We start from the raw sequence: 24,559 nt of genomic DNA on the forward strand, positions 1-24,559 counted from the left end.
AAAAAAGTCGTTAACTGATGCTTTTTTGTCGTTTATGCATCAATTTTAATCGCTAACATTATCTAGCAACAGGCTTTGTAACTCGGTTAACGAGCCCACCTGATAGTGAGGAGTGATCCCGTCTGGCACATCTCGACCTTCACTGTTTAGCCAGCAGGTATCAAAACCGGCATTCAAACCACCTTGTATATCTGAATGTGGGTTATCGCCCACCATTAACACCTTATCTATCGGTGGGTGTTGCATATGAGTGAGGGCATGCTCAAAAATCGCCACGTCGGGTTTTGCGACGCCCACTTGCTCAGAAATCACCACAGGAGAAAAACTCTCTAATAAGCCTGTACGCTGTAAACGTATGGTCTGCAGTTCGGTGAAACCATTAGTGATGATCCCCATCTCGACTCTGCCCGTTAATGCATCGATCAGCTCTCTCGCACCGGGTAACAGGCTACAGATATCCGCCATGGCAGCCAGGAAGCCACTATTGAGCTCTTGAGCAGTGACCGCTAATTTCGCCGCCCAAGGTTCAAAGCGGGTATTTTGTAACTCGAGGGCTGAGATATTACCATCTTGATACTCTACCCACAGCGGCTTATTCACCTCTTGATATATTTGAAAATCATTGAAGGTAAAGTCGACACCAAATTTCGAGAACATCAGCTGTAAGCCTTTGAAAGCATCGAAATGAAACAAGGTTTCATCGGCATCAAATAAGATCCATTGGTACTTCATCGTTATAAACTCTCCGAATAAACCTAAATTCCGTTAATGCGCCTGAGTTGGCTAAACCCTAAGATCGGGTGCATTCATTATCGGCCGACAATAATCACCTATCGGCCCCTTGTAAAGGGAAACCATGGCATAAGGATATACAATGCGCATATTTTATTATTGGATGAAACAGACAGAATTCGACTCAGATACAGGAGGCATGATCATGCCATTGTTCTACCCTTGCCTGATTAACATACAGCCATTGTTTTGCAGCCTGCTCAACACTCAAGTTATCTATATCCACTAAAGCTGCAGCCAAGGCGATATCTTGGTTAGACAGTGAAAAGCTCCGCACAATATCTAAGGCACATGCAGACTTATCAGCCAAATATCGAGAGACGGCCTTTTTCAGCCAACTATTTTTAGGGTTACCACAATCCCAGAGATATTTTTCATTAACTCCCCATGCAGGCTCAAATTCACATGCCTTGCTATATGGGGGAAACTCAATAAATTTACCTTTATAAACGGCTTCGACCCAGTTAGGCGTCCAATTAAAGATGACAAATATCTGTTTTGTTTCGATCAAGCGATCAAAAACCTCCCAAAGTGCATCTCCGGTCGGCATCTCCCTCACTCTAAAATCTAAATCCAAGGCTCTAATTCTGGCTCTGTCTGGCTTAACCCAAGGGCCAGAGATATAGACTCCTTGCGGATCTTCACCATCGGAGAAAAGAGCCGAGCAGGCTTTCAATGCCTTCCAATCGGGCAAACCTGGGCATAATGGTTCAATATAGTCCGGATACCACCAATCCTCTCTGGTTACCGCCATGTGGGTTCCAGCATCGATAATCTTGCCAACCTTGACCAGCTTATCGAATTGAGTCGCCATACTTCCCTGCCAAACTTCAATCTGCACATCCGCATGGCCATAAACCAATTGATACCATTGACCATCAGCAGCAGAAGAGACATAGTCCACCTCAATGCCTTTAGCTTGAAGGAGTTCACCAACCACATGAGTCAACACTTTCTGACTGGACCAGTCTAATTCCAACAAACCAATTTTAGCGCAAACACTCATACTCACTGAAGCCAATACGGCCACAAACAAACACAAGGGCCTGCTAAATTTATCCATTATTAAGCCTAATTCACTGTCGCAGCTTTGAGCATAGAATCTATATTTACAAAGCGCAATGCCTCCACAGGGCTAGCCAGAATGGATAATACACATCTGCTTACTTTTAACTTCCCTCAGTTTCCTCACCTTCCGGAACTGTTCCAGACAAACATCTGTCAGAGCTAATACACTCATAATCGATCAGGGATCTCTTGATGCTGAAGGGACTCGTTAAACTACTCAAACAAAACCGCTCTTTCTTACTGTTTATGGTATTGATGCTGGTATTTAGAAGCGCTGTTGCCGACTGGAATTCGGTACCTACTGGCTCGATGAAACCCACCATACTCGAAGGAGATAGGCTATTAGTCAATAAGATGGCCTATGATATACGTGTACCTTTCACTCATCTTTCTCTGGTAAAAATGGCCGATCCTGCTCGGGGGGAGATAATCATCTTCGACTCAGTCAAAGCAGATAAGAAACTCGTTAAACGTGTGATAGGTATACCCGGTGATATCATCGAAATGAAACAAAACAAACTAATCATAAATGGGCAAAAGCTGGACTATGAAATTCAAAACAAACTTGCCTCAAACACAGATAGCATCGAAAAGCTCTTAGGCGTAGATCACATGATTCGAGTCCATGATACTCCCTCTCGACTTGCCAATTTCGGTCCGGTCACAGTGCCCGATAATTACTACCTGGCCTTGGGAGATAATCGAGATTCCAGTGCCGACTCACGCGTAATAGGCTTTATAGCGCGAGACGAGATCACCGGCAGAGCAAAAACCGTGGCCTTCTCTAACGACTACGATAACTACTATCTATTTCGGCCTGAGCGATTCATGCATACGTTATAATAAGCTGCTAATTTCCAGGCTCTAGGAGAACAGATTTTTAGTAGCCTCAATTTGAGTAATTATCTACACAAAAAAGTCGATATTTGCTATTTTAAGCACACTTTCTATTAAATGGATTTGTGATGAAACAGCTCATTTCGGCTTCTTTGCTTTCATTGGCCCTCTTTGTCTCTGGTTGTGCGACAACAACTGATAATGAACAGATTGAATACCTAACCTATGTCAAAGTGGGACAAGTGGTTCCTGTGACTCAATTTACCGATATCCAAGGTAATAAGATTAATTTAGAAGAGTCAGCCAATGCCAAATTGCTGGTGCTATTTGCCACCTGGTGTCCAGATTCTCAGCGAGCCATGAAGGCGCTGGAAGCATCAGATCTCAACCTAGACCCAAATGTCGACATAATAGCCATAGGCCGCGAAGAAAACATCGCTGCATTAGACAAATTTGCCAGCGAGTATGAGATAAACTTTCCTCTTATTGCCGATACAGACAGAGCTATTTATGCCAAGTTTGCCAATGCTGGGGTCCCTAGGCTGATTCTACTCGATGCTCATAACATCGTAGTTAAGACCATAATAGCCGAAGGTGAAAACCCATTGGCCGAAGTGCAGTGGTAACTCCCAATCGGTAAAATCTGGCGATATCTGATGCAAGCGATATATTGAAAACTAAATTTTAAGGGAATCAAAATGAACGGTGCAGGCGGAACATCCGGCGGTATAGGCCAATTCTTCATTGGTTTAATAATGATGTGTGGCGGCTTCTATATGTTGCTCAATGCCATCAAGATAACCAGCTCTTTTGGCATGGGTAACAGCCTTTATCACGTTTCAAACTTTGGTGGCCTTAATGTTACCAGTGGCATGATAATGATCCCGTTTATTTTTGGTGTCGGCATCATGTTTTACAATTACAAAAATATCCTCGGCTGGGTGCTCACTTTTGGTTCACTAGTCGCTCTTGTCTTTGGCGTTATCAGTTCGATTCAATTCCGCTTTACCCATATGAGTGCCTTCGATCTTATCGTGATTTTGGTGCTTAGCGTAGGTGGACTTGGGCTTTTCCTACGCTCATTTCGAGCAATTGAGCAAAGATATCCAGATAAAGCCAAATAGTACAAAATAGGAGGTGGCTTAGTGCCCAACCTGCATCGATAATGGGCATACTTGATTAGTGAAAAGCACCTGAAAGTGTACCTGTTTCATGGTGCGATATTGGCAGATAAGCACTGTGCCATCGGCTTCTGATTTAACGAGTAGTGCGGTAACCGCGGTTTGAGTCGAAGCAAATTCCAAGCTGAACCACGACTTAACAAACAGTTAGCTTTATTTCTCCTCGATATAATCTCTAATGACCTCAGCAAGCCGGATAACCCCAGAAGCCATTTTGTCATTCCAAGGCAGGGCAAAGGTTATCCGAAAATAGCAGGTATAATTAGAGGTAAAAGAGAACATGGCTCCTGGCGCAATCGATAGTTTTTCCGATATGACCCGTGACCACAGAGCCTCACTGGAATACCCCTCAGGTAACTTAAACCAGATACAGGGGCCGCCCGTTGGCTGACTCATGTAAACCGAACCTCCCAGCACTGGGCTCATCGAGCTTTCCATTTTAAGGTAATTGGTGTTCATCTGATTTCTGAGCTTCCCCGTCAGTGTATGATACTCACCAGAAGACATCAGGTTCGCCACCATATGTTGCAAGGCAATGCTTGGCTCCTCGGCAATAATTTGTTTTGCATACTGACAGCTGGTGAACGTATCGATACATATCAGATAACCTAAGCTGATAGCGGGTGAGATGGTGTCATAAAAATCACCTATACTAATCACCCTACAGGTGCGAGTTTGAGTCACTAGACTTGCAATCGTCACAGGGCGAGTTGCGCCAAAATATAGTTCACCACGGTCATATTCAATCAAGGTGACACCATGCTCGCTTGCCCACTCAATCAAGGCTTGCTTATCCTCTACAGATAAGACTCGCCCGGTAGGATCGGCAAAATTAGGATTGACCAGAAAAGTATCGAACTTCTGTTCTTTATGCGCCTTGGAGAGCAGCGCTAGTTCATCGGCATAACTTGCCTGCATAGGCACCTCAATCACATCGGTATTAAACTGCTTCAACATCGCCTGAAAATAGAATGATACCGGAGACTCCACTGCCACCGCTTTCCCTATGGCTTTGGCGGCAGTTAATGCCAGTAACAAGCCCTCTTGCCTGCCATTGGTCACCAGCACCTGCTCCTTGAAAAATACTTGCCCTGAGCGTAATAAGTGACGACATATCTCGTATCTTAGCTCAGGAATACCCTCGATAGGATCTTGCATCATAAGTTTGTAAGGGCGGTGCTTCAATACCTGCTTATGCAAACGGTTAAGCAGGAGTTCTTGATCGATAACCGTACAGGGAGCCGTGCAAGAGAGAGGTAAGATATCCGGGTCGTTAAACGAATACTGCACCGCATTAGCTAGATCTAATTCCGCAATAACTCGCTTGATACTAGAACCATAATCAGGTTGCTTAAGCGCTCTCCTTGAAGCGATAAAATAGCCCCGTTTAGGCTCTGAATAGATCCAACCTAGCCTTTCAAGCTCATAGTAAGCCTGAGTCACAGTCGATACTCCAACGCCTCTATCTTTAGCATAACGACGTACCGACTCGAGTTTATTACTCCCTAATTTATCTGAAAATATACCTGACTCTATAGCACGAACGATCTCATCGACAATTTTCTGATACTTAAACTCGCTCATAATTAGGCCCTAGACAACTGTATTGGGTTTTATTGAGTTTAACTGTATCTGTTTTGGTTTTACGACTCCAGTTAAAGTAAAAAACAACACAGTTATACTTATAGCGATTGAGATTGCTACTGAGATAGCTAAAGAAGCAAACAGAAACAAAGGTGGCCAAGATGAGCAAGATAATTACCGAGACGCAGCGTCTTATTATCCGAGAATTTAATCACGATGATGCCAAAGCGGTTTACCACTTTAATGCCCCTGAAGAGGTCAACCGCTTTACCGGAGATGCCGGCATGTGTAGCAGCATTGAAGATGCAGAGAAAATCATTCGTGATATCTGGTTAAAAGAATACAGGCTGTTCGGCTATGGCCGCTGGGCCGTGGTGCTTAAAGAGACCGATGAAGTGATTGGCTTTTGCGGCTTCAAGAATGACAGCCGTATCGAAGCTATCGATATCGGCTACCGTTTCCACCCGACCCATTGGGGAAAAGGCTATGCCACCGAATCAAACCTTACCTGTATCGAATATGCAAAACAGCACTTGGACCTCAACCGAGTGCTCGGAGACGCCGTAGCCGAAAACCTAGGATCCATCAATGTACTGCTCAAGCTGGGCATGAGCTATATCAGTCAGTATCAAGAAGATGGATTCACCATAAACCGCTATGAGACTTTTTTAAAAACTTAAGCTTATCAATAAAGTCAGGAGGTATTTATGCATACTTTGCTAAGAATTGAATTCAGATATTAACCAGAATTTAAAAAGGCCGTTAATTCCAAACGGCCATTTTTTATTGATACATTGTCGGCAAACTAACGGGCTGCTCACGCTCAAGTGCCAACTAGCTCTCACCCAGAACCAGACCATCAACCATAGCAACCATGCGGCCAATCTCAGGCTTAGTGATAGTGTCATCGGCACCTAGCTCCAGTGCCTTCAAACGATTACCTTCACTCATCAAAGATGAGAACATCACGATCGGGGTCTTGGCATAATGTGAGCTATCCCGTAATCGTTTCAGTAAATGCAGGCCATCCATGCGGGGCATCTCAACATCAGACACTATCGCATCGACAAAGTTAGTGACTGAGCCTCCCTCCTCTTCCGCGAGGCGAACAAAATCTTCTAAAATATCCAGTGCATCCTGACCATCTTTTGCATCCAAAATATTATAGCCAGATGACTGCAATGTCTTCTCGATCATCTTGCGGATAAAGGCAGAATCATCGACAACCATTATCGTTTTAGCCTGACGCTTAGCTAGCATGCTGTCGTTGATAACGACATTCTTGTCTTGAGTCACGTCATACTTATCCATGCTCAGTTCTGGATTAATATCGGAAATTATTTTCTCAAAATCTAAGATCATAATCAGATAACCATCGCGCCTAACCACAGCAACCACACAGTCCTGCTCACCCGATTCTAAAAACTGGCTCGGAGACTCTACATGCTCCCAGGAGACCCGATGAATACTCAGGACACTATCGACTAAGAAGCCATTAATCATCTTGTTAAAATCGGTGACTATCACAATTTTTTTTTCCATGTCTTCACATGTAGGTATCCCCAGCCAGCTAGCAAGGTCGACAAGTGGAATTAAGTTATCACGTAATGAGAATACCCCAATCATATGAGCTTTGGCATTAGGATAATCTTCGGTATCCGGCACCCGGATCACTTCCCTGACTTTGGCTACATTGATACCGTAATGACAAATTTTGTAGCCACCATCAGACAAGGTTTTATGCAGATGAAACTCGATAATCTCAAGTTCATTTGTGCCACTTTCCGTGAGGATATCTATTTTTTTAATGTCATTCATACTCAATACTCGAAGGTGCCATCTCGTAAAATTAGCGTTAAAGAGAAATCGCTCTCAATAAAAGTAACGCTAGCTATGAGTATAGGAAGGGATTTGCTCTAAGTGTATAAATCAGCAAAAGAGGAGGGAAAAGAAGCATCAATCGTGTTGCACTACAGCTATTTCAACTCTCTATAGGTCTCAGTGCTCCAATCGAACACATATTCGACACCTTGCCATTCATAGATGGTGCGGCCATCTCTTTGCATGACTCGGGCATTTTCAGGTAGGCTTTTCAAACCGGATGCGTATTGCACACTGGTAGTGACTCGCACAGGTGCAGAGATAGCTTTTGGTGGAGTGGGCTCTCTTTTTACAGCTCTGCGCTCATTATAATAGTAATTGTCATAACGATTATAACGATAGGGGTAACGCCAACTGTTACGCCAATAAGGACGGTACCAGGTGTTATTCCAACCATGATTCCAAGAGTGATTGCTCCAGTAAGGTGAGCCTGTTCCTATGCCGACACCTATTCCCGAGCCCCAACTACTGCTCCATGTAGGCTGAACCCAGACATTACTGCTCCAATCGAAGCGATCACTGGCTTGCACGCTTAAGCTCGACAGAGACAGCAAACCAGACAGCATAATAGTCTGTCCAACACGAGTGATTATCCCCATTACTGCCTCCAAAACTCACCCTTTGATAGAGTGAAAACTTAGTTATCTCCCTATATTACGCTTATTGAACCGCTAATTAAACGTCAGCATAATTTGCCCCTTGCTTAACTAATTATTATCTTCCTGTATATAAAGTTAAGCAGTTAAACATGCGTACTAAAAATGCTATAGTGCGCGCCATATCACATTTTTTATGGCAGCAAGTATCAATGAGTTTTAAGGATCTGCGCAGTTTTATCGCACACCTGGAAAGCCAGGGTGAACTAAAGCGTATCAGCCATCCCGTCGACCCTCACCTTGAGATGACGGAGATTTGCGACCGAGTGCTTCGAGCTAAAGGTCCTGCTCTGCTGTTCGAGAACCCTGTCGACAACGAGATGCCTGTGCTGGCTAACCTTTTCGGCACACCTAAGCGTGTCGCCATGGCACTGGGTAAAGACGATCCTCTGGCACTGCGTGAAGTCGGTGAACTGCTGGCTTTCCTTAAAGAGCCTGAGCCACCTCGCGGCTTCAAGGATGCGATATCTAAGATACCGAAATTTAAGCAAGCCTTGAATATGCCACCTAAGACAGTGCGTAACCCTCCTTGTCAGCAAGTGGTCAAAACAGGTGATGACGTTGACCTGACTAAACTGCCAATTCAACACTGTTGGCCAGGAGATGCTGCCCCCCTAGTGACCTGGGGATTGACCATCACTAAAGGACCTCGCCAGAAACGTCAGAATCTGGGTATCTACCGCCAGCAACTGCTAGGTAAAGATAAGCTGATCATGCGCTGGCTGGATCATCGCGGCGGCGCGTTAGACTTTAAAGATTTTAAAGAGAAACATCCGGGTGAACGCTACCCGGTTGTAGTGGCGCTAGGTGCCGATCCTGTCACTATCTTAGGCGCAGTCACACCAGTCCCCGACTCAATGAGTGAGTATGCCTTCGCAGGCCTGCTTCGTGGTGAACGCACCCAAGTCTGTAAAGCCTTAAGCTGTGACTTAGAAGTGCCCGCCACCAGCGAAATCATCTTAGAAGGCTATATCGACCCAGAAGAGATGGCCGAAGAAGGCCCCTATGGTGATCATACGGGATATTACAACGAGACAGACAAGTTCCCTGTCTTCACCGTGACCCATATCACCCACAGAAAAGATGCCATCTACCATAGCACCTACACAGGCCGTCCACCGGATGAGCCAGCTATGTTAGGTGTGGCACTCAACGAAATATTTGTGCCGATCCTGCGTAAACAGTACCCGGAGATCATCGATTTCTATCTGCCACCCGAAGGTTGCTCCTATCGAATGGCAGTGATCTCTATTCGTAAAGAGTACCCGGGTCATGCTAAACGCGTGATGATGGGCGCCTGGTCCTTCCTGCGTCAGTTTATGTATACCAAGTTCATCATAGTCGTGGACGAAGATGTTAACTGCCGTGATTGGAACGATGTGATCTGGGCGATAACGACTCGTATGGATCCAAAACGCGATACCGTGATGATAGAAAATACTCCTATCGACTATCTGGATTTTGCCTCTCCCGTTACAGGCCTAGGCTCTAAGATGGGCATGGATGCAACGAACAAGTGGCCAGGCGAAACCGATCGTGAATGGGGTACTCCAATCGTGATGGATGAAGCTGTAAAACAGAAAGTCGACGATATGTGGGCAGAGTTAGGTTTAGATACTTAGGTGTAGAGACTTAAGTATAGGCTTGGTTTTAAAGACTTAGAACCAAGCTCTTAGCACGCTAGTAATTTCCCGCTTAACCTGCCGGGAATGACTATGATTAATGTATCTGTTTTAACTTGGTTCTAAAGCAAGTGCTCTGAATCATTTTATACTATTAACTTTTAAATGGTAAAGCTCCCACAGAGGGGTTCGAAAAGGACGTTAGATGAACACCATAAGCTGTAAAATCGAAACTGTTACCCCATTCAATGATGCGGTTTATCAAATCATTCTAAAACCTGAAACAGCGTTCGATTTCAACGCCGGTCAGTACCTCTGTGTGGTCATGGGTGAGAAAGATAAACGCCCATTCTCAATCGCTTCAGCACCCAATTCAGAACTTATCGAACTGCATATCGGCGCCGCTGTCAGCGAAAGCTACCCTATGCAAGTCGTCGAGCGCATGAAAGAGTGCCTGGCTAACGATGGTCAGATTGAAATTGAAGTACCAGGCGGCGAGGCTCACCTGCGCCACGAGAGCCAGCGTCCAAGATTACTGATAGCTGGCGGTACTGGATTCTCTTACATCAAGAGTATCGTCGAGCAACAGATAGCACTCGAACAAAAGATCGAAACCACCCTTTATTGGGGTTGTCGTAACGCCGATGCCATGTATTACGAGACGATTGCCCGTGAATGGCACGATGCTCATCCTTGGTTGCATTTTGTTCCTGTACTCGAAGAAGCTGGCGGAGATTGGAAAGGCAAGAAGGCTAACCTGTTAGCCCAGATCAAAGCCGACTTCGTTAGCTTACATGGTTATGATATCTATATTGCTGGCCGTTTCGACATGGTAGGTGCAGCCAGAGAAGTCTTCCGCGCCATAGGTGTAGAGGAAGAGCATCTCTACGGCGATGCGTTTGCGTTTATAAAATAAGTCATCAGTTCCTAGGTTCTAAGTTCTAGAACCTAGGAACTCCTTTATAACTCAACTCTTTCGTATTTGGTCCAGGCCACAATACTTCCCATCAAGGGCACGATCCACACCGCAGTCTTATCATCCTTATAGATTCGATAATAATAAAGCTCCTCGTCACGGATGTTGTGTTTCCTGATCTCACGATAGAAATGCATCGCCGATGAACTCACTGTATCGGGTTTAATCAGATCTTTCTGACTCACAATCACCTTAAACACATCGACACTCATATCGTTGATTGTCTGCTGGTAGAGTTTAAATTGACCGCGAACCTTGTACTTAATCGGCGTAGTCAAACAGTCTTCATCGGTAATACAGGTCGATGAGTAGAACTTACCCGTGCTATCTCCTTCAAAAACCAGAGAGATACTCAGATCGGCACGCACCAACAACTCGTTTGCCACCGGGAAATAGACATCTCCATGATAATTATGTTCTATCAACTGCGGAGTGACATCATCATCGGCCAAGGGATCCGGCTCATACACCTGATTATTAGGGATCAAGATACGGTTATAGCGAATACGACTCTCCATCTTATCGGTCAAGGGTATAAATTGACTCATATTTAAACTCGCAGGTTTAAGATCTATGGCAGTAATATTGATTAAATGCTCACCGGGACAAGTGCCTTGCTCACCATAGGGACAAGCGGCAAAAGAGTAGTGGCTCCCATCGGTCAGCGCGAAGGCGTTAAACTTGTCCACTCCATCGACCAAATTGGTTTCCGGGGCGATATGCTTTTGCCACATGTCTGACTGCAGCTCATTAACCCCGTCAGGATAGATGAGCCTTGCACTCGCTAAGGTGCCACCAATGTTGAGGGGGATGTGTTTGTCCGCATGCCATTGACTCGTCTCCTCAATCACACTGTAATGATCGCTGTTAAACCAACCTATGCCTATGACCAGTAACAGTATCAGGACCCCGGCGACTTTCACCACCAGAGACACATGCCAGCGCGCCGTTTCTATCGAATCGCTATCCTTGACCTGAGACACCTTGGTATCGGGTCTTGCTGATACGTGTACCTGATAACCCCGCCTTGCTATGGTTTTCAGTTGAACTTCGGGATAGGGCTCCAGCTTCTTCCTCAATGTGCTGATACACTGGGTCAGCGATGTTGCTGCCACCACGCGATCGGGCCAGCCCTGCTCTAGCAGGACCTCTTTACCGCAGATAACATCCGGAGTAGAAAGAAGATAGGTTAATATAGCCGACTCAGAAAAAGTCAGGCCTATGGTTTTGCCACTGGTGTGATCGATTAGATGTTTTGCTTCACTATCTAACTCCAAATATGGAGTAACTTTTAACAACTCACACCTCTTTAAATCCCAAGCCTTCCTCGAAAAACATGCGAATACATGTCTCTGAGGTCACCTAGGTGATCTATCTATTATTATTCTAGGTTCAGGCTTTGAAAGATACTGGGATTACCAGTTCAGATCAAACACTATATCCAGCCCAACTCGATGGAGCTAATCCCTGCTTGCAAGAGGAAAACAATACCCTCCAGCCTCTGAGCCTTCAGCGTTTATACTTCGGCTCCTCGGAACTCAAGAATATCCCCGGGCTGACAATTGAGGTATGCGCAGATATTGGCTAAGGTCTCGAAACGTACCCCTTTCACCTTGCCTCTTTTAAGCAGGGAAAGGTTGGCCTCAGTGATGCCGATAGCCTTTGCCAGTTCCTTAGAACTCACCTTACGCACCGCCATCATGACATCTAAATTAACGACTATTTCCATAATTTTGGGGCCCAACACGCTAGAAGTAACATTTAGATAAACTCTTTGTTTTCGGCTTCGATCTCTTTCGCCGCCTTCAATAAGTAAACAATCAACAGCATCAGCAAAAGGGTGGTCATGTTACCGAATTCAAGCCCAAGCTCTATGCTGGTATGTTCAAAAAATTGCTTATGATAGTAGCCAGTCGCCAGATGTTGAACGATCTCTAGCACGATATCCAACACTTTCAGCCATATTAACCAGAGGTAACAACGCATCGCCTCATTACCAAAAAACTGTCCCTGCTGAAAGTGACTCAACAGACGTTGCAACCAATAAATTCCCACAAATAAGGTGATTAGTAGCGGCGCCTGAATAGCCATCAGTACAGCACGGCTTGCACCATCATGATGCCAAAGATCGAGAAACAACATATTGGTCTCGAAACGTATTTCATCCAGCACCAAGTAGCTATAGCCCAGATAAACCACCACAGCTGCCGTAGCCACTAATACCAATACCCTGAAAAAACCGCTGATCTTCATCAACTTCTGCATGCTCGCGTTCATTGCCACAATCATTCCCTTATCTCGATTTCCACAGATTATACCAGACAGAAACATTTTATCATAAAAAAACATTTAATTATCGTTTTACAATAATTATTTTATGTATTACTTTAATTGGGAATTCATGGATAACTGATTTGTTGATAAAGCAGATAGGCATCTGAGCTGTTATTTAAAGGAATGAACGATGAAGACACATAAGATTTTACCTAGCGTACTCTCGACAGCGCTCGCCGCTAGCTTATTTATAACTGGCTGTTCCCAGACTCCATCACCAACTAGCTTGCCAGCTCAGGTCGCCGACCAAGAGCAAAGTCAGCAAGTTCAACTGCTACCTGTCGAAGCCTTCTTCAACGAGCAAGGGATCAGCGGGCTCAAGAGCTCTAGTGACGGAAAATGGTTAGCCTTTTTCAAAGAGTATCAAGGTGCGAAAAACCTCTATCTGATGGCGGCAGGTGCAGACTTAGATGCAGCTTTCCCTATAACTACTTCAAAAGAACCGATTCAGAGTTTTCGATGGTCAAGCCAAAACAATGAACTCTTCTACCTCAAAGACAGTGGCGGTAATGAGAACACGCAAATTTATAAGCTGACTCTGGATGTTACCCAAGCCAAGCCAACTGCCAGCGCCATAGCACTAACAAATAATAGCGATATAAGATACGACCTGCTCAAGCAGCCAAAAGACAAGCCCAACACCTTAGTGGTCATGTCTAATCAAGATAACCCTCAGCAGATGGATCTGTACCGTATAGATATTAATTCCGCCGAAATAACCAATATTTTCTCTAACACCTACGGCTTCTCTTCTATAGAGACAAACCAACAGGGAGAGCCAGTACTTGGCACCAGCAGTAACCCGGACAATACTTCCGATCTTTACGCCAAAATTGATGGCAAATGGACCAGTTTGATTAAGACCCAATTTGGTGAAGACATCGATATTCTTAGCTTTGATGAAGATAACAACTTAGCCTACCTCAGAGCCAATATCCAAGGTCGTGACAAGCAGCAGCTATTACGCCTCAATATAACCACAGGAAAACTGCTCACCCTACATCAAGACCCCATGAATGAATCTGATGTCTATGATGTGCTCTTTAACGATGAAGGCACACCACTTGCCGTCTCCTATTATGGCGGTCGCCTGCGCACTTATCCGCTGGATAAGACCTTTGCCAGCAACTGGAAAAAAATTAACGACCACTTCACTCAAGATATCGAGATAACCATCACCGACAGAAACGAGAAAACCGGCCTGTGGCAGATACATGTCGCCAGTGATGTCGATATGGGTAGCGACTATCGCTTTAATGCCAAAACTGGACTGGTGAGCCTGTTACTCGAACAAGAGGTATCGATTAAACCTGAGCTGCTCTCAAAACGTCAATCCATCACTTACCAGGCGCGAGACGGCGTCAACGTACAAGCCTACCTGACCCTGCCAAAGGGTCAGAGTAAAAACCTGCCAACGATTATTCTTCCCCATGGCGGCCCCTGGGCCCGTGATTACTGGACCTTAAGTTCAGGCTATTTCAATCCTATCGCTCAATTATTAGCGAACCGAGGTTATGCCGTATTGCAGCCAAATTTCCGCGCATCGACGGGCTTTGGTAAACGTTTCCTCAACTTAGGCAATAAGAACTGGGGCACAGGTAGCATGCAGGACGATTTAACCGATGGTGCACACTACCTTATCGACCAAGGCATTGCCGATAAACAAAGGTTAGGCATCATGGGGGCATCTTACGGTGGCTATGCGGCCCTTGCTGGCGCGACCTTTACCCCTGATCTTTATCAGGCAGTGATCTCCTATGTTGGGCCTTCGAGTCTTATCACCCTACTCGAATCATTCCCGCCACGCTTTCGTCCATACCTTGGACAGTTTTACAGCGCGGTAGGCGACCCAGAAATAGCAGCCGATAGAGAAGATATGCTGGCACGGTCACCCATCAAGTTCGTCGATCGCATCAAGGCACCGCTAATGCTAGTGCAAGGTGCTAATGACCCCAGAGTCACCCAGCTTGAATCCGATAATATTGCTCGAGTGATGTATAAGCAAAATCTACCCGTTGAATATATTCTGGCAAAAGATGAAGGCCATGGATTTAGGAAGCGTGAAAATAAGCTGGCCTATATCGTCGCCATGGAGCAGTTCTTCGCTGAGCACTTGGGCGGACGAGTGGATAACAAGGTCACCCCCTCACTCGCCACTCACCTGAACACGCTAAAAGTCGATGTGAGCCGGTTATAATACTCGTTAGGTCCTAGATCCCTAGGTTCTAGGACCTAAACACCTTGTTTACGCACTCACCTCTTCGAGATCAGGCATATCTTCAAGTTTCTCTATCTTAAAGTTGAAGTAGGCATAAGTGCCACTCACTAAGGGGCAGACTAAATTAAAGAAGGCGTAAGGTAGGTAAGCTATGGTGGCGACACCTAATGTACTGGCCATGTATGCACCACAGGTATTCCATGGCACCAGTGGGCTGGTGATGGTAGCCGAATCTTCCAAGGCACGGCTCAGATTTACCGCAGCCAGACCGCGCTTAGTGTACTCCACCTTCAACATACGCCCCGGCAAGATGATGGCGATAAACTGATCTGCGGTGATCAGGTTAGCGCCGATACAAGTCGCCAGGGTGGTGATAATCAAACTTCCGCTGGATGTTACTAAGCCAAGGATACTCTGCAAGATACGCTTAAGCAGGCCCGTGACCTCCATGATCCCGCCAAATGCCATGGCACAGAGGATCAACCACACGGTATTAGTCATCTGGCTCATGCCACCTCGGCTAAGCAGGCTATCGAGCACTTCATCACCCGTGTTAGCCACATAGCCATCGAACATGGCTGTCCAAATTCCCTTAACCATGGCCACAATCGGAGGCAAGCTATCATCATTGGCAAACGCTATGATGCTATCGAACTGGAATAGGGCCGCGCAGATTGCGCCTGCGATGGTGCCGAGAATGACAGTGGGAAATGCCGGCATCTTCTTATAGGCCAAGATTAATACCACCAACAGGGGTAACAAGAGGTGCACGCCGGGATTAAATTGAGCTTGCAATAAATCCATGGTCAATTGCAGATCACCTGCCTGTCCGCTGGCCTCACTGGTGAAACCTAAGATCAGGAAACCTATCATGGCGATGATGATGCTCGGTACCGTGGTCCATACCATGTGGCGAATATGGCTAAATATATCGGTTCCCGCTACCGCAGGTGCCAGGTTAGTGGTATCGGACATGGGCGACATTTTATCGCCAAAATAGGCACCACTGATAATGGCACCGGCGGTGATCTCCACACTCAGTCCCATAGCTGCTGCAACACCAACCAAAGCAATACCCAGAGTACCCGCCACAGTCCAAGAACTACCGATACTTAAGGCAACTACGGCACACAAGAGACAGGATGCGGCATAGAAATATTCAGGGTTGAGCACCAACATGCCGTAATAGATCATGGTCGGCACTGTGCCTGCGAGTATCCAGGTGCCGATCAGTGAGCCCACGGCAAATAAGATCAACAAGGCGCCGGTAGCCACGCCAACACTCTTGACGATACCCGCTTCCATCTCCTTCCAGCTATAACCATTCTTCACCCCTATCACCAGGGCGATACAAGCGGCCATGATGAGAGCGATCTGGTTTGCACCGTAAGAGCTATCAGACGAATACAGATAGACGGCCGCCGCCAGCATAAGCACCAGGGCAAAGATGGGAATGAGGGCGTCGAGCAGGCTAGGCAGCTTGTGTTTGTTTAACTGGGGATCTGATGTCGAGGTCATCATTTATTCCTTGTGGTTATGTGTTCTCAGGCCCAGCCAATTCGATAAACGAATACCATTCATCCGATGGCTTATTCTTAGCTAGGGCCGAACATCCTTACATAAAATTAACAATGAGATCTAGGTCACATTAGAGCGAGTGTGAATCTAAGCCTGTCTGCCCAGACCGAACTCCCTAGGTAACAGACTATAAATTCAACTCTGAGGTGATATCTCCACTAGTTATGCATTTATTCGGGATAATCCCTGGAGTAACTGCTCGATAAAATAATCGACATTATCTTTGTTAAAAACCATTGGCGGCTTAATCTTCAGCACATTATTGAAGGGACCATCGAGACTGAGCAAGATGTTGCGCGACTTAAACCACTCGATTAAGGCTTGCGCCTCTTGGGTCGCCGGGGTCAAACTTGCATCCTTCACCAGCTCCACGCCGATAAATAAACCTAGGCCCCTGACGTCGCCTATGATGTCGAATGTCTCTTGTAATTTGACCAGACGCATCCGCATATAATCGCCGCTATCGCGGGCATTGTGCATCAGGTTTTCAGTATCTATGGTGTCGAGTACCGCCTTGCCGATAGCACATGAGACCGGATTACCGCCGAAGGTATTGAAGTACTCCATGCCAGTCACGAAGGCAGCGGCGATCTCCTTAGTGGTGACGACAGCCGCCATGGGATGACCGTTACCGATGGGCTTACCTAAGGTGACAATATCCGGCACCACACCTTGGGTCTCAAACCCCCACCAATGAGTGCCGACACGACCGAAGCCCACCTGCACTTCATCGGCAATACAGACACCACCCGCGGCGCGCACCGCTTGATAAACGGCGTCGAGATAGCCGTTTGGCATGACTAGGTTGCCGCCAACCCCCTGCAGAGACTCACAGATGTAACCGCCTAACTGCTTACCCTCTTGTTGTAACTGACGAATCGCCTGCTGCACCGGCTCGGCATAGGCAAGGCCCGTCTCAACAGACATGCCTTTATACGGTCCGCGGTAGGGATCGGGCACAGGCACGATATGGATATGCTCCGCCGCCCCTTCGCCCCCAGGGCCATTAAACTTATAGGGACTGATCTCAATCGCCTTGTTGGTATTGCCGTGATAGGCACCATCGACCACCAGCAACTCATCGGATTGTGTCTTGCAGCGCATCAAGCGCATGGCGAGTTCGTTAGCCTCACTACCTGAGTTGACGAACATCACCACAGAAAGTGACTCGGGGAAGGTGTCCAGCAAAGCCCGGCTATAATCGAGAATATTGTCATTGAGATAACGGGTATTTGTGTTGAGTTTAGCCATCTGCGCCTGACCCGCAGCGACCACAGATGGATGACAGTGCCCCACATGACAGACATTATTGACCATGTCTAAGTAAGCGATATTGTTTTCATCTAGCAGAAACTGTCCCTGGCCGCGCTCGATAATTAACGGCTGCTCATAGGAGACACTCAAGGTCTTGAATAAGCGTTCACCTCTCTGGCTGATAATGTCTCTGCGTCGCTCAGATGAGATGTTATCGGTGCCTTGGTCTAATGGCCCGCTCTGTTTTTCCCCTTCGTTTGCTGTCAGGCACAGGCGCTGCAACCCAAAGCCAACACTCTTAGCATCTAGTTTTAGCAAGGTAGTGATGGCTGCCCAGGCAGGTTTAGCGGTCACCAACAGGTATTCATTATCTGGCTCGGATAAAATCGCTTCACAGGAGTTGCACACGCTAACCGCTAAACGTGCGGCAATAAGAGGCAGCAAGGCCCACAGCTCGGCGCCATTGAGCGGACGCTCCTGGTGATAGGCCAAGGTGATGGCCTCTATGATCGCCAGTGGCGAGTCAGCTCCTAAGATGGCGTAGGCACAAGCGATAGCCAGCTCATTGATCTGATGGCTATATACCATGTCACCAAAATCTATCAAGCCTATCACCTCGGCGTCCAAGCTAGCGCTGCTGAGTAACAGGTTATAGTCATTCACATCGTTGTGGATCACCCCTTGTGGCAGCTCAGCCATAAAGGGGATCACCTGCTGTTCGAAGCCGGATAGAATCTTTAGTACCTGCTGACGCAGGCTCTGGTCGCTGATTAAACCTACCTTTGATTCGATGACAGCGTTCGCATGCTTGAGATCCCAGTCGAAATGCCGTGAAGCAGCCCTGTGGGAGAAGCCTTGCAGACTAAGATCCAGCCTGCCCAACAAGGTGCCAAGTTGGCTGTGATGATGACCAGCCAGCGCCTTATGGTCACAGTAGAACACGCCGGGCACATAGCTAAGCAGGCGCATGGGTCTCGGCCTGCCATGTCCGTCCTTTAGAGACGTGATCTCATGACCTGCCAGGTTTTTGATCACCTCAGGTAACAGATAGGGCTGCAAGTCTTGCCCGTTAAGATAATTCATCACAGCATTTTGCATATCCAACTCGGCCAGTGGCTCATCCGCATTAGCAATCTTGAGGATAAAACGTTTCCCCTGTGTATCTGTAAGCAGAAAATTTAGATCCACATAACCGGGCAATGATTTCACCTCTACAGCCATCCGGAAATGCTCCTGCACCAACGCCTTCACTGTGGATGGTGAATATTCAACGACCTTAGTTTTCAACTCTTGCATTGCCATTCTGCCTCTGGTTTCTTCACTTAAGCTGTGATGTTAATCTTGTGTAAATAGGGATATTGTATACACTAACTGTTTTTCAATAGCAATTTATCGAGTAGTCTCTAACGAGAGACTTGTAGGAGAGCTTGCGGTATGACAAAAGCCCATATTTGGTTACGCGCGGAATCTAAACCCTTAGAAGAACGCATTGCCCTTACACCCGATGTCGCCCGGAAACTCTTGGAGGCGGGGTTCAAGATCACTGTCGAAGAGTCCCCCTTGAGTGCCATCCCAGCCCAAGAATACCAAGGGATAGGTTGCGACATTGTGCCAGCCCACAGCTGGCAGCAAGCCCCACAAGACACCATCATCTTGGGCCTCAAAGAACTCAGTGAAGATAATTGGCCTCTGGTTCATCGTCATATTCATTTCGCTCATGTGTATAAAGAGCAGCAAGGCTGGCAAGATGTGCTGCGCCGCTTCAAGACCGGCAAAGGCGAGCTATACGATCTAGAATATCTGGTGGATAATAATAATCGCCGTGTGGCCGCCTTCGGCTACTGGGCCGGATTTGCCGGCGCTGCCGTGGCGCTTAAGGCGTTCGGCAAACGTCAGCAGCTAGATTCCACAGCACAAACAGACCAGCCAGTATTGGATAAGTTAGCTTCGATGCCAAGCAAGCAGGCGCTGGTCGATGATGTGGCCGAGTCACTGAGTCCGCTAGCACGACCACCCAAGGTATTAGTGATTGGCGCTAAGGGCCGAAGCGGACGCGGCGCCGTGGAGATGGCTAAGAGCGTAGGCGCTGAGGTTACGCAGTGGGACATGGCAGAGACTCAAGTAGGCGGCCCCTTCGAAGATATTTTAGACTTTGATGTACTGGTCAACTGCGTGTTCGTACAAGAAGCTCTGCCGCCGTTTATTACCTTGCCCATGCTCGAGACCAATGGCATAGAGCCACGACGCCTGGCCATTATCTGTGACGTCAGTTGCGACCCATATGGTACTTACAACCCCTTGCCTATCTACGCAAGCTGTACCACATTTGATAAGCCGTGCCTGCGTATCATAGAGGGGGGCAATCCCGTCGACTTGATCGCCATAGACCACTTACCCTCGCTGCTGCCGGTCGAGAGCAGTGAAGATTTCTGCCAGCAACTCTTGCCACATCTACTGCAACTGGACAATCTCAATCTAGGCGTGTGGCAAAAAGCGAATAAAATTTTTACCGATAAGCTCAGTCAGGTATAACAACTAAATTAAGAGATAATCAACATGCAAACAGTTCATTGGTTAGGTGCAGGACTCTCGTCACTGCCGGGAATACGCAAGGTCGCACAATCGGGTCAACAGCTGATCCTCTGGAACCGCACCTTAGCTAAGGCCGAGCAAGCGGTTGCCAGCTTAGGCATTAAGGTTCCGACCAAGCAGTTAAATTGGCTTGCTCTGGAAGCCGAAGTTAACCCAGGCGATCAGGTGATCTCCATGTTGCCAGCCACCTTGCATCTGCAGGTTGCCGAGTTATGTCTTGGGCTCAAAGCCCATTTCATCTCCAGCAGCTATGTGTCACCGGAAATGCAGGCCTTGCATGATAAGGCCAAGAGCCTAAACCTCTGCTTCGTCAATGAAGTGGGGCTAGATCCCGGGCTAGATCACCTGCTGGCCCACGCCTTGATCGCCGAATATCAGGCATCGGATAAATTCGACAAGCAAAACCAGCATAGCTTCCGCTCATACTGCGGCGGCTTCCCTAAAGTCGCCAACGATTTCAGATATAAGTTCTCCTGGTCACCACTGGGGGTACTAAAAGCCCTCAAGTCTCCGGCGCAATGGACCCAAGACGGCGAAATACAGCGTACCGAGAAACCTTGGTTGGCCCTATCAGATTTCGATATGCGCATGAGTGATGCCAGTCTGGAGACGTTCCAGGCCTATCCAAACCGAGACTCTATTCCTTTTCAGCAGCAATATGGTTTTGCAAACGACTGGAACATTCAGGAATTTGTTCGCGGCACGCTGCGCCTCAACGGCTGGTCAGATGCCTGGAGTGAGCTGTTTACCGAAGTGGACAACGCCGTAGGTGATGCTGGTATGGCCCGTTTAGCCGAGCTCAGTGACGGACTCTGGGACAAGCACCAATACGACAAGGGTGAAGCCGATCGCGTGGTGCTATCGGTTGAGCTGGAAGTCAAAGATCCTCAAGGTAAGCAGACAGTCTGGCATTCAAGTTACGGCGTAGATGAAGCCGGTGACGAGCGCGGCTCAGCCATGGCCCGTCTGGTTTCTCTCACAGTGGCTATCGCCATCGAATCTTTAGTCGCCGGTGAGCTGGCTATCGGTGTCTCTCCGGCTCCACACGATGAGAAGACAGTGACCAAGTGGCTTAATGAGCTGGATAAGATGAATGAGAAGGTGTTCCGTCATCAGCTGGTCTAGCTAACTGCCACAGAAATTAGCCAACTAGAGTTCATTGTCGAAATATATCCACGACAAAAGGAAGCATATTTATGCTTCCTTGAACAACTCAACTAAATAATCTAATGTTGAATTGTATTGAATCGTTTAAAGGGAATTGACGCAATGGTATCGACTAGAAATCTCCATCACTTACAAATCAAATCAAATCAACGAGTCTCACATTAATTTCAATTGTGTTCTCTTTCTTCATCACTGGCTGTTCGAGTCATCATGCCCAGTCAACCTCTATGGATTTAAGCACAGAGATTTTCAAGGCTCAACAACGAAGAGAGTCCAGTACCCCACCTCCATTGCGGGATGGTAAAGTCACCCATCAGGATGTCGCTAGCGGAGTGCTCAGCAGCATAATCAATTAAGTTTGCCAAAAAAATATATGGCTAACTACTCGTCGAGTATCAATTTTCATTTGTTATGCAAGCGAGCCCTCTTCAGTTCGCTTTATTTTGCTCTGCCATTAACTTAGAATCACCGCCATTCGAGTTATCTCAACTCAACCCTAATGACAGAAAGCTCAGGCTTCAAGGCAGAATCAATGAAACTTACCGCACTCACTCAGCCTCTCTACGATCACCTTTATCGTGACATCCTCCAGTTTCGCTCTACTTTCGATTTACCAAGCGAAGATGAGAGCACATTGGATGATAAAGCCGATACACTGCACACTTCATTGGCCATCGAAGAGCTGACCGAGCTTGCCGAAGCCGACAGCCGCATGGAGCAGGCCGATGCTATCGTCGATTCTGTCTATGTCTTGATGGGCCGCCTGGTTCACTTAGGTGCAACTCAAGTCAGTGACCGCATGGAAATCAGCTACGTCATCGACCTACTGTTACATGTGGCCAAGAACCGCGAGATCGACTTCATCACCTGTTGGGACGAAGTTCATTCGAGCAACATGAGCAAGGTGTGTCGCAACGAGAAAGAACTTGAAGAGACTATCGAGTTTTACGCCAAGCAAGGCGTCGAGATCGTCGGCAGCACCAAGGGCGACTTCATTATCGCTAAGTGCGCTAATGATGTAGATATGGCAGGTAAAATCGTACGCCAGGGCAAGGTGCTAAAGTCGGTTTACTATCGTCCGGCAGATCTAGCAAAGCTCGTTAAAGCTTAATCGTTAATTTTTTTTGGTTCCTTGATGTCTGGTGGATTATCTCTTCGTAGATAGGTCATTGCACATCGTCAGCCCTAGACTTTAAAGCACTTCATTTGGAGTGCTTTTTTGCTTTCTTACGGTTTAAATTTTCATATTGGGTTATTGAATTGAAAACCATAGCTTCATTGTGATCTATTGCCTGCCGCAGGCTAATGTGCAAACACTTCTGCGACACGGTGAATTTGGCGTAGCCATGTGCTTATGAGCGAGAGGCAAGGATGCCGAGCTGGCACTTTAGATAGGATATCATTCAAGCACGCTCCCTGTGGGCTCTGCGACAGCATCCCTGCTGTCGAAGGTCACAGCCGCGTTCACACCAGATTATTCACTTCTTTGAATTATCGACATGTGATACCTTTCTATTCAATATCGGGTCCAGTGGAAGAACCCTCGAAAATGACGAGTCAGGGACAATACACTCCTTTTTATCAATCAATTGTCAGCTGACTGCTCGTCTGAAAGTTGGCCTCATCAATTTAGCTATACCAGATACTAACGCGGTGCTCCTTCATGCTAAGCAGCAATAAAATCCTGCTCAATTAAGCTATAGCCTTTGCTGCGTAAGCTTATGTGGATTCCCCGTTGTCAACAATAAACCTAAATAAACAAAAGAAATAAATGCGTGCTTATGTACGAGCTCTACTTTGAGTAGCTAACTCTGGCTCTATGATATTTACACGGACAAGCTGTCAAATCTCACAAGCGAGCTTGCCAAGTATGTTGGTGGCTCTATGCTTACGACTGACTTAACTTACTGATTTTTATCTTCGTTTATGCATTTTTATTGTGTGAACTCTTTTATCTGTCGTATGGACCTTTTACACTGTCAGTAATTCGGCTTTATACTCTGTCCCTTTCGTTAACATGGCAAAAGCCGTTCTTACCGTTTTATTCGCCAATGCGACGGCTGCGCACTTATTCCCGCGCCGATCAATCAGTGATTTTAGCCACTGCTCTTTCTTTGTTTTTGCTTCTTTGTTTTTAATATGCCGCACTTCCGCCATAGCCCCTGTAATTAATTGGCTTCGAAGTATATTATTTTTAGACCCTTTGCCTATTGTGCCTAATTTTGTTTTTCCACCTGAAGAATGCTGAATGGGGGTAACACCTATGCAAGCTGATGCATCTCGACCTCGGCTAAATGTGCCTATATCAGCACAACCAAGAGCAATATAGAGATTAATCGCGTTTATTGGCCCTACACCTTCAAGTTTTAATAACTTCTGACACTCAGGATGATCCTGAATTGACATCTCTAAACAACGGTCATAGGTTGAGACTGTTTCGGCTAATGAGGTTAATTGATTCATGGCCTCATTAAGGGCCTCTCTATTGAAATGACAACTTATTAGTAGCGTCCTCTAATATATCTTCAATTGAATTTTCCATACCAGAAATGCTATTTGGCACTCTAAAGTTTAATTCAAGCAATAGGGATGCGACTTCAGGGCAAGAGCGTGAGTTGATTTTATGTTAAAAATAAACTGACGCGCCTAAACATTGATTAGTTACGAGAGTGAAAACTGAGCATTGTTATAGTTTCTCTGCAGCCTGCTGTACAAGTTTTGTACAGATTAATAAGTTGGATAATCTTTTGTTGAAAATGTATATCCACACTCTCGGATTGTTTAATAAACATTCTAAATTGCCATCTGTTACAGCCTAT

General features: G+C 46.5%; 21 protein-coding genes and 1 pseudogene. 10 read left to right on the forward strand and 12 right to left on the reverse strand.

Annotated features, from left to right (window positions below):
* Positions 1-45 precede the first annotated feature (45 nt).
* Positions 46-732, reverse strand: coding sequence for a pyrimidine 5'-nucleotidase (yjjG, locus tag FS373_RS23955; protein ID WP_152830779.1), 687 nt, complete (start codon positions 730-732; stop codon positions 46-48).
* Positions 733-916: 184 nt separating this feature from the next.
* Positions 917-1,855: an ABC transporter substrate-binding protein gene (locus tag FS373_RS23960; protein ID WP_152830780.1), complete on the reverse strand. Its 939-nt coding sequence runs from the start codon at positions 1,853-1,855 to the stop codon at positions 917-919.
* A gap of 197 nt (positions 1,856-2,052) precedes the next feature.
* Between FS373_RS23960 and lepB the strand changes: the two genes are divergently transcribed.
* The 3 genes from lepB (at position 2,053) to FS373_RS23975 (ending at position 3,821) form a co-directional block, all read left to right on the forward strand.
* Positions 2,053-2,703 carry a signal peptidase I gene (gene lepB, locus FS373_RS23965; protein WP_152830781.1) on the forward strand — a complete coding sequence of 217 codons (651 nt, stop codon included), beginning with the start codon at positions 2,053-2,055 and terminating at the stop codon, positions 2,701-2,703.
* 122 nt (positions 2,704-2,825) lie between these two features.
* Positions 2,826-3,323 (forward strand): TlpA family protein disulfide reductase, encoded by a 498-nt coding sequence (locus FS373_RS23970; protein WP_144048340.1) that lies wholly within the window; start codon positions 2,826-2,828, stop codon positions 3,321-3,323.
* Between the two features lie 72 nt (positions 3,324-3,395).
* Entirely contained in the window at positions 3,396-3,821 is a 426-nt protein-coding gene (locus FS373_RS23975) for a hypothetical protein (RefSeq protein WP_144048341.1), read from the forward strand.
* Positions 3,822-3,839: 18 nt separating this feature from the next.
* On the opposite strand, the gene FS373_RS31650 is transcribed toward FS373_RS23975, so the two are convergent.
* The gene (locus FS373_RS31650; RefSeq protein ID WP_185976912.1) at positions 3,840-4,001 is read right to left on the reverse strand and encodes a hypothetical protein; all 162 of its coding nucleotides are present in this window, start codon (positions 3,999-4,001) and stop codon (positions 3,840-3,842) included.
* 30 nt (positions 4,002-4,031) lie between these two features.
* A complete protein-coding gene (locus tag FS373_RS23980) occupies positions 4,032-5,462 on the reverse strand; it encodes a PLP-dependent aminotransferase family protein (RefSeq protein ID WP_152830782.1) in 1,431 nt (476 codons plus the stop codon).
* Between the two features lie 161 nt (positions 5,463-5,623).
* Here FS373_RS23980 and FS373_RS23985 point away from each other — a divergent pair, with 161 nt between their 5' ends.
* Entirely contained in the window at positions 5,624-6,142 is a 519-nt protein-coding gene (locus tag FS373_RS23985) for a GNAT family N-acetyltransferase (protein WP_144048343.1), read from the forward strand.
* Positions 6,143-6,296: 154 nt separating this feature from the next.
* Here FS373_RS23985 and FS373_RS23990 read toward each other — a convergent pair whose 3' ends face one another.
* Positions 6,297-7,280, reverse strand: coding sequence for a chemotaxis protein (locus FS373_RS23990; protein WP_144048344.1), 984 nt, complete (start codon positions 7,278-7,280; stop codon positions 6,297-6,299).
* A 158-nt stretch (positions 7,281-7,438) separates the two neighbouring features.
* Entirely contained in the window at positions 7,439-7,942 is a 504-nt protein-coding gene (locus FS373_RS23995) for a hypothetical protein (RefSeq protein WP_152830783.1), read from the reverse strand.
* 209 nt (positions 7,943-8,151) lie between these two features.
* Between FS373_RS23995 and ubiD the strand changes: the two genes are divergently transcribed.
* Positions 8,152-9,621, forward strand: a complete 1,470-nt coding sequence (gene ubiD, locus FS373_RS24000; protein ID WP_152830810.1) for a 4-hydroxy-3-polyprenylbenzoate decarboxylase — start codon at positions 8,152-8,154, stop codon at positions 9,619-9,621.
* Positions 9,622-9,826: 205 nt separating this feature from the next.
* Positions 9,827-10,537: an NAD(P)H-flavin reductase gene (gene fre, locus FS373_RS24005; protein WP_144048346.1), complete on the forward strand. Its 711-nt coding sequence runs from the start codon at positions 9,827-9,829 to the stop codon at positions 10,535-10,537.
* A 44-nt stretch (positions 10,538-10,581) separates the two neighbouring features.
* On the opposite strand, the gene FS373_RS24010 is transcribed toward fre, so the two are convergent.
* From FS373_RS24010 to FS373_RS24020, 3 genes are all read right to left on the reverse strand, one after another.
* Complete coding sequence (locus FS373_RS24010; protein ID WP_152830784.1) at positions 10,582-11,895, reverse strand: winged helix-turn-helix domain-containing protein; 1,314 nt, start codon at positions 11,893-11,895, stop codon at positions 10,582-10,584.
* Positions 11,896-12,113: 218 nt separating this feature from the next.
* Positions 12,114-12,326 (reverse strand): helix-turn-helix domain-containing protein, encoded by a 213-nt coding sequence (locus tag FS373_RS24015; RefSeq protein ID WP_144048348.1) that lies wholly within the window; start codon positions 12,324-12,326, stop codon positions 12,114-12,116.
* Between the two features lie 32 nt (positions 12,327-12,358).
* Positions 12,359-12,874, reverse strand: a complete 516-nt coding sequence (locus FS373_RS24020; RefSeq protein ID WP_144049142.1) for a DUF2975 domain-containing protein — start codon at positions 12,872-12,874, stop codon at positions 12,359-12,361.
* A gap of 187 nt (positions 12,875-13,061) precedes the next feature.
* On the opposite strand from FS373_RS24020, the gene FS373_RS24025 reads away from it, so the two are divergent.
* Positions 13,062-15,128, forward strand: coding sequence for an alpha/beta hydrolase family protein (locus FS373_RS24025; protein WP_144048349.1), 2,067 nt, complete (start codon positions 13,062-13,064; stop codon positions 15,126-15,128).
* A gap of 48 nt (positions 15,129-15,176) precedes the next feature.
* Here FS373_RS24025 and nhaC read toward each other — a convergent pair whose 3' ends face one another.
* Together nhaC and FS373_RS24035 are read right to left on the reverse strand one after the other, a co-directional pair.
* Positions 15,177-16,670: a Na+/H+ antiporter NhaC gene (gene nhaC, locus FS373_RS24030; RefSeq protein ID WP_185976913.1), complete on the reverse strand. Its 1,494-nt coding sequence runs from the start codon at positions 16,668-16,670 to the stop codon at positions 15,177-15,179.
* A gap of 219 nt (positions 16,671-16,889) precedes the next feature.
* A complete protein-coding gene (locus FS373_RS24035; RefSeq protein WP_227993203.1) occupies positions 16,890-19,277 on the reverse strand; it encodes an aminotransferase class III-fold pyridoxal phosphate-dependent enzyme in 2,388 nt (795 codons plus the stop codon).
* A 138-nt stretch (positions 19,278-19,415) separates the two neighbouring features.
* Between FS373_RS24035 and FS373_RS24040 the strand changes: the two genes are divergently transcribed.
* From FS373_RS24040 to FS373_RS24050, 3 genes are all read left to right on the forward strand, one after another.
* Complete coding sequence (locus FS373_RS24040) at positions 19,416-20,513, forward strand: saccharopine dehydrogenase (protein WP_152830785.1); 1,098 nt, start codon at positions 19,416-19,418, stop codon at positions 20,511-20,513.
* A gap of 24 nt (positions 20,514-20,537) precedes the next feature.
* Positions 20,538-21,698 (forward strand): saccharopine dehydrogenase family protein, encoded by a 1,161-nt coding sequence (locus tag FS373_RS24045; RefSeq protein ID WP_152830786.1) that lies wholly within the window; start codon positions 20,538-20,540, stop codon positions 21,696-21,698.
* A 574-nt stretch (positions 21,699-22,272) separates the two neighbouring features.
* On the forward strand, positions 22,273-22,851 hold the full coding sequence (locus FS373_RS24050; RefSeq protein WP_144048352.1) for a nucleoside triphosphate pyrophosphohydrolase family protein: 579 nt from the start codon (positions 22,273-22,275) through the stop codon (positions 22,849-22,851).
* An 860-nt stretch (positions 22,852-23,711) separates the two neighbouring features.
* On the opposite strand, the pseudogene FS373_RS24055 reads toward FS373_RS24050, so the two are convergent.
* Positions 23,712-24,339: pseudogene (locus tag FS373_RS24055) on the reverse strand (transposase); the annotation flags it as partial.
* Positions 24,340-24,559 lie beyond the last annotated feature (220 nt).

Source organism: Shewanella sp. YLB-07 (assembly GCF_009377275.1).